Consider the following 14,008-nt stretch of genomic DNA (forward strand, 5'->3'; position numbering starts at 1 on the left):
CTTCCTTGTCGGGAGTGGCGGGAGAGTCGGGAGTGGCCTGAGTGGCGGGCAGGGCGAAAGTGGCAGGAGTGAGGGGTGAGGTGTTCTTCACGTGCGGCGAGCGGGCGGTCAGCGGCGCGCCGGGGCGCAGCGGCGCGGCGGTACGTGCGCGCAGAGGGGGGTGCGGACCGGGGTCCGGCCGAGCGCCGCGGGGCACCTCCCCTGGACGCCGGGCGGCGGACGGGGCGCGAGCGGCGCCTTGGGCCTCAGCAGCCGCGGCGCCCACCAGTTCAGGTCACCGGCCAGGCGCATGAGCGCCGGTACGAGGACGCCCCGCACGAGCGTGGCGTCGAGGAGCACGCCGAGGCCCGCGCCGATCCCGAAGAACTGCAGCAGGGAGACCCGGGAGGTGCCGAAGCTCAGCAGGGTGAACGCGAGCAGCGCGCCGGCGGTCGTGACGATCCCGCCCGTGTGGGCGATGCCCGAGACGATCGAGGCGGCGTTGTCCTGCCCGGCGTCGTGGGCCTCCTTGATGCGCGCGAGGACGAACACCTCGTAGTCCACCGACAGCCCGAAGACGATGCAGAACAGCAGCACCGGCATGGTCGTGCTGAGCGGTCCGGGCGTGAAGCCGAGCAGGTGGCTCAGATGGCCCGACTGGAAGATCCAGACCATGGCACCGAGGACGGCCGCGAGGCTCAGCGCGTTCAGCGCGATGGCCTTCAGCGGCAGCAGCAGACTGCGCGTGAAGCCGAGGAGCAGCAGGAACGTGGTGACGGTGATCACGGACAGGGCCAGCGGCAGCCGGTCGCCGACCGTCGCCTTCGCGTCGACCAGCACCGCGCTGGGCCCTCCGACCAGCACCTCGGTGCCTTCCGGGGCGGGAGCCTCGCGGATCTCGCGCACCAGCCGCTGCGCGGCGCTCGACTGGGGGTCGACCCGCGGCACCACGGAGAGCCGCACCGGGCCGCCGCCGGCCGGCGCCGTGACCGGCGAGACCTGTGCGACGTGCGGGAGCGCGGACAGCCGGCGGGCGTACTCCTCGCGAGCCGACGCGGAGGCCTCGCCCGTCATGAGGACCGTGAGCGCACTGGAGCCCTTCATGTCGAACGCGCCGCGCACCAGGTCCCCGGTCTGCCGGCTGGACGCGCTCACCGGCAGCGCCCGGTCGTCGGGAGTGGCGAAACCGGCGTGGGCGAACGGCGCGGCGAGCAGCACCAGCAGGCCGACCACCGGCAGCGCCGCGATCAGCGGGCGGCGTACGACGATCCGCGCCAGCCCCTCCCAGAAGCGGGACCCCGAGCCGTCGCGGGCCCGGCGGCGCCAGGGCACGGCCCAGGCGTTCACCCGCGGTCCCAGCAGCGCGAGCAGGGCGGGCAGCACGGTCACGGCGCTCACCGCCGCGATGGCCACCACGGCGATTCCCGCGTAGGCGAAGGAGCGCAGGAAGTACGGCGGGAACACCAGCAGCGTCGCGAGCGCGGCCGAGACCGTGGCGGCGCTGAAGCCGATGGTGTGGCCGGCCGTGCGCACGGTCCGGATCGCGGCGTTGCGCGGCCGGTATCCGGCGGCGAGCTCCTCGCGGAACCGCGAGACGACCAGCAGTCCGTAGTCGATGCCCAGCCCGAGGCCGAGGGCCGTGGTGAGGTTCAGCGCGAACACGGACACGTCGGTGACGGCGCCGAGCACGCTCAGCACCAGCAGCGTCCCGGCGATGGCCAGCACGCCGATCAGCAGCGGCAGCGCGGCGGCCACCACACTGCCGAAGACCAGGACCAGCAGGATCAGGGTTCCGGGCAGGACGACGGCCTCGGCCCGCTTCAGGTCGGACTCGGCGAGGTCCTGGAGCTCGGCGTCGACGAGCGCCGACCCGCCGACCCGCACCGTCAGGGGCGTCCGGGAGGCGGCGTCGGCCGGGGTGGCCAGCTCGTCGCGCAGCTGTTTGATCCGCGCCGAGAGCCGTTCGCCCTCTCCGTCGACGTGCGCGAGCAGCATGGCCGCCCCGCCGTCCCGGCTGCGCAGCTCCGCCGCGCGGCCGGTCCAGTACGAGCTCACGGAGCCCACCCCGGCCTGGGCGGTCAGGCGCCTGGTCAGCGCCTCGCCCTCGCTCCGGGCCGCCGGGTCGTCGACCGACCCGGCGCGGGTCTGGGCGACGAGGACCAGGTTGGGCGAGGCCCCCAGGTGCTCGGCCGCCGCCTGGGCGGCGCGGCTGGACTCGGAGCGCGGATCGTCGTACCCCTGGCTCTTCAGCCGGCCGGTCGCCCCGGCCCCGAACACGACGGACAGCACGAGGAACGCGAGCGCGGCCAGGAGGACGAGCCGGGGACGACGGGTCACGAAGACCCCTGCGCGACGGTCCATCGAGGCACTCCGTTCCAGGTGGCGGGGCCGTCCCGCCGTGGCGCGGGACGATCGGCTTCCACCGTGCCGGGCGCGGGGACGGAGCCGTAGCCCCGGCTGTTCGTCACTTGACAGGCGGTTGTCCACAGGTACGGGCGGACGGACCGGGGGTGTCGGCGGGAGCCGTTAGGCTTCGTGAATGGCCCTTCCGGACGCGTCCCCCGAGACCACCGACGCGCTGCAGGTACTGCACCGCGTCTTCGGTTACAGCTCCTTCCGCGGTGAGCAGCAGGAGATCATCGAGCAGGTGGTCGGCGGCGGTGACGCCCTCGTGCTGATGCCGACCGGCGGCGGCAAGTCGCTCTGCTACCAGATCCCGGCGCTCGTCAGAGAAGGCACCGGCGTCGTGATCTCCCCGCTGATCGCGCTGATGCAGGACCAGGTCAACGCGCTCACCGCCCTCGGGGTCCGGGCCGGATTCCTCAACTCCACGCAGGACCCGTACGAGCGGCAGGCCGTCGAGCAGGCCTTCCTCGCGGACGAGCTGGACCTGCTGTACCTGGCCCCCGAGCGGCTGCGCACCGAGAGCGCGCAGCGGCTGCTCGACCGGGGCAGGGTGTCGCTGTTCGCGATCGACGAGGCGCACTGCGTCGCCCAGTGGGGCCACGACTTCCGGCCCGACTACCTGGCGCTGTCGATGCTGCACGAGCGGTGGCCGAAGGTGCCGCGGATCGCGCTGACCGCCACGGCCACCGAGGCCACCCACGCCGAGATCGTGGCGCGGCTCGGTCTGGAGGACGCCCGGCACTTCGTCGCCAGTTTCGACCGGCCGAACATCCAGTACCGCATCGTCGGGAAGAACAACCCGCTCAAGCAGCTGCTGGAGCTGATCCGGACCGAGCACGAGGGGGACGCGGGAGTCGTCTACTGCCTCTCGCGGGCCTCGGTGGAGAAGACCGCGGCCTCCCTGGTGGAGAACGGCATCGATGCCGTGGCCTACCACGCCGGCATGGACGCCCGTACGCGCGCCGCGAACCAGGCGCGCTTCCTGCGGGAGGACGGGGTCGTGGTGGTGGCCACGATCGCCTTCGGCATGGGCATCGACAAGCCGGACGTGCGCTTCGTCGCGCACCTGGACCTGCCCAAGTCGGTCGAGGGCTACTACCAGGAGACCGGCCGCGCCGGGCGCGACGGCGAACCGGCCACGGCCTGGCTCGCGTACGGCCTGCAGGACGTGGTGCAGCAGCGCAAGCTCATCGACGGCTCCGAGGGAGACGACGCGCACCGCCGCTCCCTGGGCATGCACCTGGACGCGATGCTCGCGCTGTGCGAGACGGTCGACTGCCGCCGGACCCGGCTGCTGGAGTACTTCGGGCAGTCCGGCGAGCCGTGCGGCAACTGCGACACGTGTCTGACGCCGGCCGAGTCCTGGGACGGGACGGTGGCCGCGCAGAAGCTGCTGTCCACGGTGTGGCGGCTGGCGAAGGAACGGCGCCAGAAGTTCGGCGCCGGGCAGATTATCGACATCCTGCAGGGCAAGAAGACCGCGAAGGTCATCCAGTTCGACCACGACGCCCTGTCGGTGTTCGGCGTCGGTGCGGACCTGGGCACCGCGGAGTGGCGGAGCGTCGTGCGCCAGCTGCTGGCGCTGCGGCTGCTGGCGGTGGAGGGCGACTACGGCACGCTCGTGCTGACGGACGACAGCGGCGAGGTGCTGGGCGGACGCCGCAGCGTCCCGATGCGCAAGGAGAAGGCGGTCGCCGCCCCGGCCCGGAAGGACTCCGCGTCGGGCAAGGGGAAGGGCTCCCGCATCCCGGCCGACCTGCCCGCGGCCGCCGTACCGGTCTTCGAGGCGCTGCGCGCCTGGCGGGCCGCGACCGCGCGCGAGCAGGGCGTGCCCGCGTACGTGGTCTTCCACGACGCGACGCTGCGGGAGATCGCGACGCGGCTGCCCGGCAGCGTGGAGGAGCTGGGCACGATCGGCGGGGTCGGCGAGGCCAAGCTCGCCAAGTACGGCGAGGGCGTCCTCGACACCCTCGCCGAGTCCCACGCCGCGGTCCCGGCCCCCGCGGGCCCGCCCGCGGCGGAGTCCGTCCCGGCCGCAGCACCCGCAGCCGCGGAACGCGCAGCCGCAGAACCCGCACCCGCAGCACCCGCACCCGCAGCACCCGCGGCGCCGGCGTCCGGCCGGGCGGCCTCTTACGACGAGGAGCCGCCCTTCGACCTGGACGAGATGGACCCGCCGTGGGACGACTGGCAGTAGCGGCCCTGCCGGGTCGTGCCCGTAGCGGCCGCGGCGGGCACGACCCGGCAGGCGGGCTCATTTCGCCGGCTGCTCCGGGGCGAAGCGCACCGGTGCCTGGAAGCGGGCCTTGCGGGCCGCCCGCCGGAAGACGGTGAGGACGGCGGGCCCGGCCAGGGTGATGCAGATCAGGTTGGTGACCGCCCGGCCGGTGTCCCAGCCCAGCGAGGTGGCCAGGTCGAAGGCGAGGTAGCGCTGGAACTGCTCGGTGAAGGGCAGGCCGGGCAGGTAGGCGATGGAACTGTTCGGGTCCAGGGAGAACGGCCAGAAGGACAGGTTGAGCAGGAAGCCGAAGAGGTAGCCGGAGACCGAGCCGTAGACGGCCAGCATCGCGACCTCGCGGCGGCCGGTCGCCCTCGGGAGGAAGCCGGCGAGCATGCCGACGAAGGCGCAGCCGAACATCTGGTACGGCATCCACGGCCCGACCCCGCCCGTGATGAGCGCGGAGGCGAACAGCGAGGTGCAGCCCAGGGTGAAGCCGAAGCCCGGGCCGTAGACCCGCCCGGCCAGGACCAGGATGAAGAAGACCGTCTCGATCCCGGCGGTGCCCGCGCCGAGCGGGCGGATCGCCGCGTTGACGGCGGACAGCACCCCCAGCATGGCCAGGGCCTTGGAGTTGATCCCGCCCTCGGCGATCTCGGAGATCACCACGCAGAGCACGATCACGAGCAGGACGCCGAAGATCAGCGGCGGGGCGTAGTTCGAGCCGAACTTCCCCGGCGCGACGAGGAACGGCCAGAAGAACGCGACGACTCCGAGGAAGGCCGCCATCGCGATGACGATCCCGGCGCGGGCGCGGATGCGGATGGCCGCGGTGTACGTGCTCACGCCTGCGGGTCCGTTCCGTCGGCGGGCAGTACGAGGGCCAGCTGGTCCACGGTGAGGAAGGGCAGCGGGGCCAGGATCTTCGCGGTCTGGGGGGCGAAGACGGGGGAGGCGACGATGACCTCGGTGGTGGGGCCGTCGGCGACGACGTCCCCCTCGGCCATGACCACGACCCGGTCGGCGGCCCGGGCGACGAACTCCACGTCGTGGGTGGAGATCACGATCGCCCGCCCCTCCGCGGCCAGGTCGTCGACGATGCGGATCAGCTCGCTCTTGGCGCGGTAGTCCAGCCCGCGCGTGGGCTCGTCCAGCAGCAGCACCCGGGGCGCCGCGGCCAGCTGGATCGCGAGGACCAGGGCGAGCTTCTGGCCCTCGGACAGGTCGCGGGGGTGGGTGGTCCCGGGGATGCCGGGCGCCAGCCGGTCCAGGATGGCGCGGGCCCGTATCCCGTCCGGGGCGACCCCCGACTCCACGTCGGCCTGGTCGAGTTCCTGCTTGACCGATTCGAGGTAGAGGAGGTCGGTGGGGGTCTGGGGGACCAGGCCGACCAGCTGCCGGGCCTCCGCGGCGGAGAGCTTCTGCGGATCCCGCGGCTTCAGACCGTCCGGAGCCCCGACGGCCACCGATCCGGCCTTGCGGGGCCCGGAGCCCTGGAGGGCCCACAGCAGCGAGGACTTCCCGGAGCCGTTGCGGCCCATCAGTGCGGTGACCTCGCCGCCGTGCAGGGTGAGGTCGACCTCGCGGACGGCCGGTACACCGTGGTAGGCGACGGTGACGCCGCGCGCCGCGAGCAGCTCCGGCCGGTCCGCGGCGCCCGCGGGCCGGACCGGCGGGGGAGCCGTGTCGGCCAGCCGGGTGCGCAGCGGCGCCGCCGCGCGCCGGGCGTCGCGGATCGACAGGGCCAGCGGGGTCCAGCCCGCGCTGCGGCCGAGTTCCACGATCGGCGGGGCGATGGACGAGGTACGGAAGATCTCGGCGGGCGGCCCCGACACGACACGGCCGTTGCCGGGCAGGTGGATGACGCGGTCGGCGTACTGGACCACGCGCTCCAGGCGGTGTTCGGCGAGCAGCACGGTGACGCCGAGGTCGTGGACGAGGCGGGTGACCGCCGCGAGGACCTCCTCGGCGGCCGTGGGGTCGAGGGCCGAGGTGGGCTCGTCCAGGACGAGGATCCGCGGGTGCGCGGTCAGCACGGAGCCGATCGCGACGCGCTGCTGCTGGCCGCCGGAGAGCTCGTGGAGGGCGCGGTGGCGCAGGTCGGCGAGCCCGAGGAGGTCGAGGGTCTCCTCGACGCGCTTGCGCATGGTGGCCGGGGCGATGGCCAGCTGCTCCATGGCGTAGGCGAGTTCCTCCTCGACGGTGTCGGTGACGAACCCGTCGAGCGGGTCCTGCCCCACCACGCCCACGATGTCGGCGAGTTCGCGGGGCGGATGGTCCGCGGTGTCGCGGCCGTCGACCAGGACCCGGCCGTGGAGCGTGCCCCCGGTGAAATGCGGGACGAGGCCGTTGACGGCGCCGAGGAGCGTGGACTTGCCGACGCCGGTGTGGCCGACGACGAGGCAGAGCTCGCCCTCCTCGACGGTCAGGTCCACGTCCCGCAGGACCGGTTCGGCCGTGTCCTCGTACTGGACGGTGACCTGGTCGAAGGTGATCACTTGGATTCCTCGGTGCGCTGTGCGGGGACGGCCGGCCGGGCGGGCGGGCTCGGGGGCGGGGCCAGGAAGCCGGCGGCTCCGGCGAGCAGGATCGCGGCGGCCGGGACGAGGGGCAGGGTCGGCCAGCTGAGCGGATAGATGGACGGGTTGAGCTCGGCGGCGTTGAATCCGGCGTTCGAGAAGAGCAGCGCGGCGGACAGGACGCCGCAGCCGGCGACGGCCCATTCGGCGAAGCGCCACGGATCGGGCCGGTAGGTGGTGCGGGTGATCCGGCGGCCGCCCAGGCGCAGCCCGGCGAAGCAGAGCAGCGCGCCCGCGCCCATCGCGGGCAGCCCCAGCAGCCGCGGCGCGGTGGCGTCGAGGAGCCCGTAGGCGCCCGCGCACAGCCCGCACATGCCGAGCAGCATCAGCGCCCCGGTCAGCCGGCGCGAGCGGCGGGTGGCGGTGCCGGCACGCCCGTAGCCGCGCGAGTCCATGGCGGCGGCCAGCCGCAGCGAGCGTTCCAGGGCGTCTTCCAGCACCGGGACGACGATGCCGCGCAGCGCCCGCAGGCCCTTGGTGCGTCCGGCCCGCAGCCGGCGGGCCCGGTGCACCCGCTGGACGCTCTGGACCAGTTGGGGGGCGACGCTGATGGACACGGTGACGGCGACGCCGAGTTCGTACAGGGCGCCGGGCAGGACGCGCAGGGCCCGCTTGGGGTTGGCGAGGGTGTTGGCCGCGCCGATGCAGCACAGCATGCACGCCAGCCGCAGCCCGTCGGTGGCCGCGGACAGCAGGGCCTCCAGCGAGACCGGGCCGCCGAGCTGGATGCCCGCGTACCAGTCGGGGGTCGGGATGTGGGGGAGCGAGAAGAGGAAGTGGTCGCGGGGCGTGATGCCGGTGGCGAAGACGGCCCGGAACACCACCCGGATCGCGACGACGGTGAGCGCCAGGTACAGGTAGTACTTGAACCCCCGCGCCCAGGGGGCCTCGGTGCGCCGCATGGTGATGACGTAGCCGAGGACGGCGAGGACGAGGAAGAGCAGCAGCGGGTTGTTGGTGCGGCTGACGGCGGTGGCCAGGGCGAGTGCCCAGATCCACCAGGCGACGGGGTGCAGGATCCGGGGCAGGCGGCGCGGCCGGGGCCGCCGTGGTGGTGCGCGGCACGCGGCTACTCCGTACGACGGCGGCGTCGGGCCGCGAACACGGCGGCGGCGCCGATCAGCAGCACCAGCGCCCCGGTGGCCACGGCGGGCAGATACGAGCCCGCGTCATGGGCGGCGTCGGCGGCGGGCGCCGCCTCCACCACCTCGGGACCGGAAGCGGGCGCCGCCACCGCCGGAGCGGTGGCGGACGCCGACGCCGAGGGTGTCGGGGACGCGCTCGCGGAGGGGCTCGCCGACGGGCTGGGCGGCGGTGTCGTCGCGGGAGGCGCCTCGGCCGGGGGCGGGTTCTCCGGCTTGGGACCGGTGTTGACGTTCGGGGGCAGGGGAGCCGCCGTACGGGTGTCCTTGGGCGCCGGCTGGCCTCCGCCGGTCGGCTGGGCGTTCTTGGCGCGCAGCTGGTCGGGGGTGACGGTGGGCTTGCCCTCGGTGCCCTCGATGTTGGTGCCCCCGAAGATCCACAGGTCGACGCTGCCGGGCTTCGGCTTGTAGAGCATCGCCCCGAGCTGGCTGTACTCCCACGTGTTCTGGCCCGGGCCCGCGTGCCAGTACGACCAGTAGGCGGAGGCCGGCGGGGTCAGGACGCAGTCGTCCTGCTGCGGGGTCGGGTACTGCCTGCCGCCCTGGTGGCCGCTGTAGCCGATGCGGCAGATGAAGGCGGGGCCGTCGTGGCCGGTGCCGGTGGTGGCCCAGCCGCCCTGGTTGAGGAGTTCGTAGCCGGTGGTGGGCGTGGTCCCGCAGGAGCGGTACACCGGACCGCCCCAGTGGCTGAAGTCCACGGCGAGGACGACTCCGGACGAGGTGGTGCACTGGCCCATCGGCTGCGGGGCCGCCCCGGCCGGGGCCGCGGTGGCGGCGAGCGCCGCCACCGTCAGCCCGAGCGCGGCGGCCGAGCGGGTCAGGGCGCGCAGGAGGCGGCCGGTCATCGTTCGCCTCCTGCGGCGGTACGGCGCCTGCGCGCGGCCCGGGTGGCGCCCCAGCCGCCGAGGACCAGGGCCAGGGCCGCGGCGGCGAGGCCGCCGGCCTGGACGCCGGTGGCGGCGAGGCCGCCGCCCGAACCGGAGCCGGTCCCGCCGGTGTCCTCGCCCGGGGTCACGATGACGGGCGCGGAGGGCGAGCCGGAGGGCTGGACCGAACTGCTGGGGACGGGCTGCGGGGTGGTGCCGTCCAGGCTGCGCCGGAGGGTGCCGAAGGAGATCCCGGTGGCCCCGCCCACGGCCTGCGTGGAGGCGCGGACGTCGGAGCCGGGCTGGCCGCCCTTGGCGACGTTGAACCCGCCGTCGGTGTTCTGCTGCGCTGCGAGGAACGCGCGGGCCTTGGCGATGCGCTCCGTGTACTTCGCGCGGTCCAGGGACATGCCCTGTACGGCCAGCGCGGCCGAGTTGACCGAGTTGCCGGAGGCGCCGGGGAAGCCGCCGTCCTCCTTCTGCCGGCTCGCCAGCCAGGCGAGCGCCTTGTCCACCGCGGCCTGCGAGGCGGCGTCCGGCAGCAGGTCCAGGGCCATCGCGGCCATGGCGGTGGAGTCCACCTCGGCCTGGCTGGGCTCGCCGATCAGGCTGGGCCAGGCACCCGAGGGCTCCTGGAGGCTCTTCAGGTAGGCGATCGGCTCTCCCGCGGCGGCCGTCTCGCCCGCGCGGACCTGGGCGATGACGCCGAGGGACTGGGAGAAGACGGACGTGGCGTTGGTGTAGGCGCCCTTGTCGGCGCAGGAGCGGTCCGGCTTCGGGGACTTGGCCGGGCAGACGGCCTTGGCGAGTTCGGCGATCAGGTTCTGGCCGCCGAAGTTCCGGGGGTCGCGGCCCACGGCCTCCGCGAGGACGGCCGTCTTGCCGATGGAGCCGCCGCCCGCGTACTTCGTACCGATCCGGGTCCAGTCGTGGACGCCGCGGCCCTTGCCGTCCTTGCCGCCCTTGTCGAGGAAGTCGACGATGTTGCGCAGGGCGGTGTTGTCCTCGCCGGTGGCGGCGAGCGCGTAGGCGCCGTCGATGGTCAGGCCGTAGTCGGCGAAGCCGCTGCCGGGGCTGTTCTCGTAGTACCGGCCCAGGACCAGGCGGGTCCGGTCGGTGAGGTAGGCCGAGCCCTTCTTCAGGTCGGGCCCCTCACCGGGCACGGGCTGTGTGGGGTCCGGGGACGGCTGCGTCGGGTCCGGGGACGGCTTCGGCGGGACGGGCTTCTTCGTGGTGAGCGCCACGAGGTCCGTCTTGGCGCCGGCGATGGTGGCCGCGGTGGTGGCCATCAGCACCGGGTTGGTCTCCGGCTCCTCGAACGGGAAGGGGCCGTCGGGCATCAGCTGCTCCCTGGACAGCCAGGAGACGGCGGCGTCGGCGAACAGCGGGTCACCGAGCGCGCGCATGGCCTGGGCGCCCACGCCGGTGGCGAAGGCGCTGCCGACCGTGGTGTACGAGGCGGCCGGCAGGGACCCGGTCGGGAACTGGGCCGTCTTCAGGTACGCGCGGCCCTTGGCCACGGCCGCGTCGTGGCCGCCGGCCCGCTTGAGGGCCAGGGACATCAGCCCGGTGGAGGCCGCGTCGCTGTCGCACCATTCCCCGGCGCGCAGCAGCATGCCGCTGAAGCCGCCGTCCTCGCACTGGAAGGCGGTCAGCCGGTTCACGGCGTCCGCGGGCGGTGTCACCCCGCCGTTCAGCAGGGCGATCACGGCCAGGGCCTGGCCCTCGGCCTGGTACGGGGTGCGGAAGTCGCCCTTGGTGAGGCAGCCGGGGACCGGCTCGGGGGCGTCGGCTCCGCTGGTGCAGACGTACTTCACGAGGTCGCCGAGCAGGTCGCGTCCGCCGAAGGCGCGGGGGTCCTTGCCGGTGGCCTCGGCGACGAGCGCGAGGCGGGCCGCGGCGGTGGCGTCGGGGGCCTGGTCCTTGCCGGCCGGGTAGGCGTACGCCTCCGTGTGCGCGGGGGTGGCGAGGAAGGCGGCGGCCTTCTGGGCGGCGGGGCTCTTGGGGTCGGTCGCGGCCAGGGCGTAGACCACCTCGGTGGTCGCGAGGTAGTCCGGGTCGGTGGAGTCAGCCTTGAGGACGCGCTCGCCGTCGATCAGCCTGCCGGTCAGCCAGCGGGTGGCGGCGGGGAGGTCGACCGCGCCCGGCGGTACCTCCGGCGGCTTCGGGCCGGTGGGGTCGGGCGAGGGGCCCGCGCCGCCGGCCCGCACGTCGTCGGGGGAGAAGGTGGGCTTGCCGGAGGTGCCGCCGACATCGGTCCCGCCGAAGACCCAGGCGTCCACGTCGCCGGGCTTCGGGTTGCGGGCCTGGGCGCCGAACGAGCTGTAGGTCCACTTCTTCTCGCCCGGCGAGGCGTGCCAGTACGACCAGTAGGCGGTGGCCTGCGGGGTGAGGACGCAGTCCTCCTTGTCCGGAGTGGGGTACTTCACCCCGGAGTTGAAGGCGCCGAAGCCGATGCGGCACACGAAGGCGTCACCGTCGTGCTCGGTGCCGTCCAGGCCGAACCCGGCCGTCCGCAGCAGCTCGTAGCCCGTGGTGGGCGTGGTGTCGCAGCCCCGCTCGACCTTGCCGCCGAACGGGCCGAAGTCGACGGCGACGACCGCGCCGGTGGTGGCCGTGCACTGCTCGATGGGGTCGGCGTTGGCGGCGGTCGGCACCGTGAGGAACGCCACTCCCGCACCGAGCGTCAGGAAGGCCGCGGTCGCCAGGGACAGCAGCCGCCGTCTGGTGTGCGTATGCCGTTCATCCTGCTGTTCGGTCCCCACCGCGGCCCCTCGTCTCTGCCGGGCGGGTTCGCAGCGTGGCGACGCGCCCCCGCACGACTGCGCCGTGAGGAGGCGGTGACGACCACGCCGTAGTCCGCGACGGCGCTCTTCGTACTGTGATCCGCTCCAGGTGATCCGGCTCGCCCGGGACGGTGCCGGGCCTACGGTTGCGGGTCAGCGCCGGAATTCGACCGGCTTCCCCTGGTGCTGAGTGCTTATCAGCCGGAGTGCAACACGGATCCGTGCGGACCGTCAAGGTGGTGTCCGTCTCACTGCCCGGGGGTCTCCAGCGCCCCTCGATCCGGCTGCTGGCGGACCCTTGATCACTCGGGTAGCGTCCAGGGCTGCCACATGGGGGAACCTGGTGAGAATCCGGGGCTGACGCGCAGCGGTGTGGGACGGCGGGGGCCGTTCCCGAGCCCGAATGCCCATACGGCAACGCACACAGAGAAGCCGTACCACGCGCTGCGGACGGCGGCCTCAGCCATGCCCGCCCGCGTCCGAACAGGGCCGGTGGAGCCAAGGCCCGGCCGGCGTCCGCCGATTCCAGGAGCAGGCCATGTCCCGTCCCCGTACCTCCCGCCGCCTCGCGCTCGCCGTGCCCGCGGCGCTCGGCGCCTTCGCCCTCACCGCGCTGCCCGCGTTCGCGACCTCGACGCCCGCGCAGATCGCCACCTCCAAGACGAACGGCGTCGCCTACCTCAAGTCCCTCCAGGCGGCGGACGGTTCGTACGCCGGTGCCGGACTGTCCAACGAGTGGGCGTTCAGCGCCTTCGCCGCGGCCGGTACGGCCGTCGTCGACGTGGCCCCGGGCGGTGACACGACGAAGAACGCCCGGACCGTCTACCGCAACCTGCTCTCGACGCCCGGCTGGCCGTCCGCCACCCCCGTGGTCACCGACTACGAGCGCGGCACGCTGAACGCGTACGCGGCGGGCATCGACCCGGCGCGCGTCTCGGACTCGAGGAACCTCATAGCCAACGTCTACTCCTACTGGCAGACCGCCGAGGCGGGCTACTTCGGCCCGTCCGGCAACTTCAACGGCACCGTCTTCGCGGCGCTCTCGCTCGGCGGCGCCAAGACGCAGGCCGGCGGCACGCGGATCCCGCAGGCGCTGACCGACTCGATGGTCGCCCGGATCCGGGCCAACCAGCACAACGACGGCGGCTGGACCTTCAGCAAGGCCGAGGGCAACCCCACCGCGCTGGCCGCCCAGGGCGACGTGGACATGACCGGAGCGGCGATGGCCGCCCTGTGCGTCTCGGGCGTCCCCAACACCGACCCCGACGTGGTCCAGGGCAAGAACTTCCTCAAGGGCAGGCTCGCCACCACCGGCGCGTTCAACTCCCTCTACGGGGTCAACACCAGCTCCAACGGCTGGGGCGTCGCCGGGCTCAACGCCTGCGGCATCAACCCGCAGACCGGCGACTTCCTGACCCCCTCCGGCAAGACCCCGATCGACTTCCTGATCGCCAACCAGTTCAACCCGGCGGGCGGCTTCAAGTACAAGCCGGCCGACACCACCCCGACCGCCTACGCCTCCATCGACGCCCTGCGCGCCGTGGTCGGCGGCGGGTTCACGACGGCCCCGCCGGTCCCGGTCACCCCGGGCGCCCCGCAGTGGGTCTCCGCGGGCTCCTTCACCGCCGGCACCGCCACCAAGCTGGCCCTCACCGTCGACGACGGCGCCGGCGGCCTGAAGGTCTGCTCCGTCGCCTTCACCCCGACCGGTACGACGACCACGCTCGGCGACGTCCTGAACGCCGCGGCCGGCGGGGCCACTCCGGCCGGCTGCGTCACGAGCGTGACCCCCTCCTCGGGAACCGGCACCATCACCGCCGTCAACGGCAAGGCCAACAGCGGCTCGAACACCTGGAAGGTCAGCGTCGACGGCTCCGCCTTCGCCGGCGCCGCCCGCAACAAGGTGATCAACGTGGGCGACACCATCGCCCTGCGCTGGGGCGCCTGATCCGGCGGGGTGCGGGGCCCTTCCCTCCGGGGAGGGCCCCGCACCTGTCCGCACCGGCGACCGGACCCGCGGCCCCCGGACCCG

General features: G+C 73.9%; 8 protein-coding genes and 2 riboswitches. Of the genes, 2 read left to right on the plus strand and 6 right to left on the minus strand.

Annotated features, from left to right (window positions below):
• Positions 1 to 108: 108 nt before the first annotated feature.
• Positions 109 to 2,340: an MMPL family transporter gene (locus tag ACFWP3_RS12345; RefSeq protein ID WP_384219329.1), complete on the minus strand. Its 2,232-nt coding sequence runs from the start codon at positions 2,338 to 2,340 to the stop codon at positions 109 to 111.
• 178 nt (positions 2,341 to 2,518) lie between these two features.
• Here ACFWP3_RS12345 and recQ point away from each other — a divergent pair, with 178 nt between their 5' ends.
• Positions 2,519 to 4,582, plus strand: a complete 2,064-nt coding sequence (gene recQ, locus ACFWP3_RS12350) for a DNA helicase RecQ (protein ID WP_384219332.1) — start codon at positions 2,519 to 2,521, stop codon at positions 4,580 to 4,582.
• 57 nt (positions 4,583 to 4,639) lie between these two features.
• Here recQ and ACFWP3_RS12355 read toward each other — a convergent pair whose 3' ends face one another.
• Genes ACFWP3_RS12355 through ACFWP3_RS12375 form a run of 5 tightly spaced genes read right to left on the minus strand, consistent with a single transcriptional unit; the run spans position 4,640 to position 11,955 of the window.
• A complete protein-coding gene (locus tag ACFWP3_RS12355) occupies positions 4,640 to 5,449 on the minus strand; it encodes an ECF transporter S component (RefSeq protein ID WP_384219335.1) in 810 nt (269 codons plus the stop codon).
• The gene (locus tag ACFWP3_RS12360; RefSeq protein WP_384219337.1) at positions 5,446 to 7,101 is read right to left on the minus strand and encodes an ABC transporter ATP-binding protein; all 1,656 of its coding nucleotides are present in this window, start codon (positions 7,099 to 7,101) and stop codon (positions 5,446 to 5,448) included. Before ACFWP3_RS12360 ends, ACFWP3_RS12355 begins: the two co-directional genes overlap by 4 nt.
• Complete coding sequence (locus tag ACFWP3_RS12365; RefSeq protein ID WP_384219467.1) at positions 7,098 to 8,210, minus strand: energy-coupling factor transporter transmembrane component T; 1,113 nt, start codon at positions 8,208 to 8,210, stop codon at positions 7,098 to 7,100. The genes ACFWP3_RS12360 and ACFWP3_RS12365 overlap by 4 nt, the downstream gene beginning before the upstream one ends.
• Before the next feature lie 41 nt (positions 8,211 to 8,251).
• Positions 8,252 to 9,169, minus strand: coding sequence for a hypothetical protein (locus ACFWP3_RS12370; RefSeq protein WP_384219339.1), 918 nt, complete (start codon positions 9,167 to 9,169; stop codon positions 8,252 to 8,254).
• Complete coding sequence (locus tag ACFWP3_RS12375) at positions 9,166 to 11,955, minus strand: prenyltransferase/squalene oxidase repeat-containing protein (RefSeq protein WP_384219342.1); 2,790 nt, start codon at positions 11,953 to 11,955, stop codon at positions 9,166 to 9,168. The genes ACFWP3_RS12370 and ACFWP3_RS12375 overlap by 4 nt, the downstream gene beginning before the upstream one ends.
• A gap of 107 nt (positions 11,956 to 12,062) precedes the next feature.
• A riboswitch (cobalamin riboswitch) is annotated at positions 12,063 to 12,202 on the minus strand.
• A 65-nt stretch (positions 12,203 to 12,267) separates the two neighbouring features.
• A riboswitch (cobalamin riboswitch) is annotated at positions 12,268 to 12,406 on the plus strand.
• 108 nt (positions 12,407 to 12,514) lie between these two features.
• On the opposite strand from ACFWP3_RS12375, the gene ACFWP3_RS12380 reads away from it, so the two are divergent.
• Positions 12,515 to 13,924 (plus strand): hypothetical protein, encoded by a 1,410-nt coding sequence (locus ACFWP3_RS12380; RefSeq protein ID WP_384219344.1) that lies wholly within the window; start codon positions 12,515 to 12,517, stop codon positions 13,922 to 13,924.
• Positions 13,925 to 14,008 lie beyond the last annotated feature (84 nt).

This window comes from Streptomyces sp. NPDC058525 (assembly GCF_042719495.1).
Taxonomy (GTDB): domain Bacteria; phylum Actinomycetota; class Actinomycetes; order Streptomycetales; family Streptomycetaceae; genus Streptomyces.

Excerpts from the sequence above, each read along its gene's own strand:
- ACFWP3_RS12370 (WP_384219339.1), bottom strand. The coding sequence starts at position 9,169 with ATGACCGGCCGCCTCCTGCGCGCCCTGACCCGCTCGGCCGCCGCGCTC.
- ACFWP3_RS12380 (WP_384219344.1), top strand. The coding sequence starts at position 12,515 with ATGTCCCGTCCCCGTACCTCCCGCCGCCTCGCGCTCGCCGTGCCCGCG.
- ACFWP3_RS12345 (WP_384219329.1), bottom strand. The coding sequence starts at position 2,340 with ATGGACCGTCGCGCAGGGGTCTTCGTGACCCGTCGTCCCCGGCTCGTC.
- recQ (WP_384219332.1), top strand. The coding sequence starts at position 2,519 with ATGGCCCTTCCGGACGCGTCCCCCGAGACCACCGACGCGCTGCAGGTA.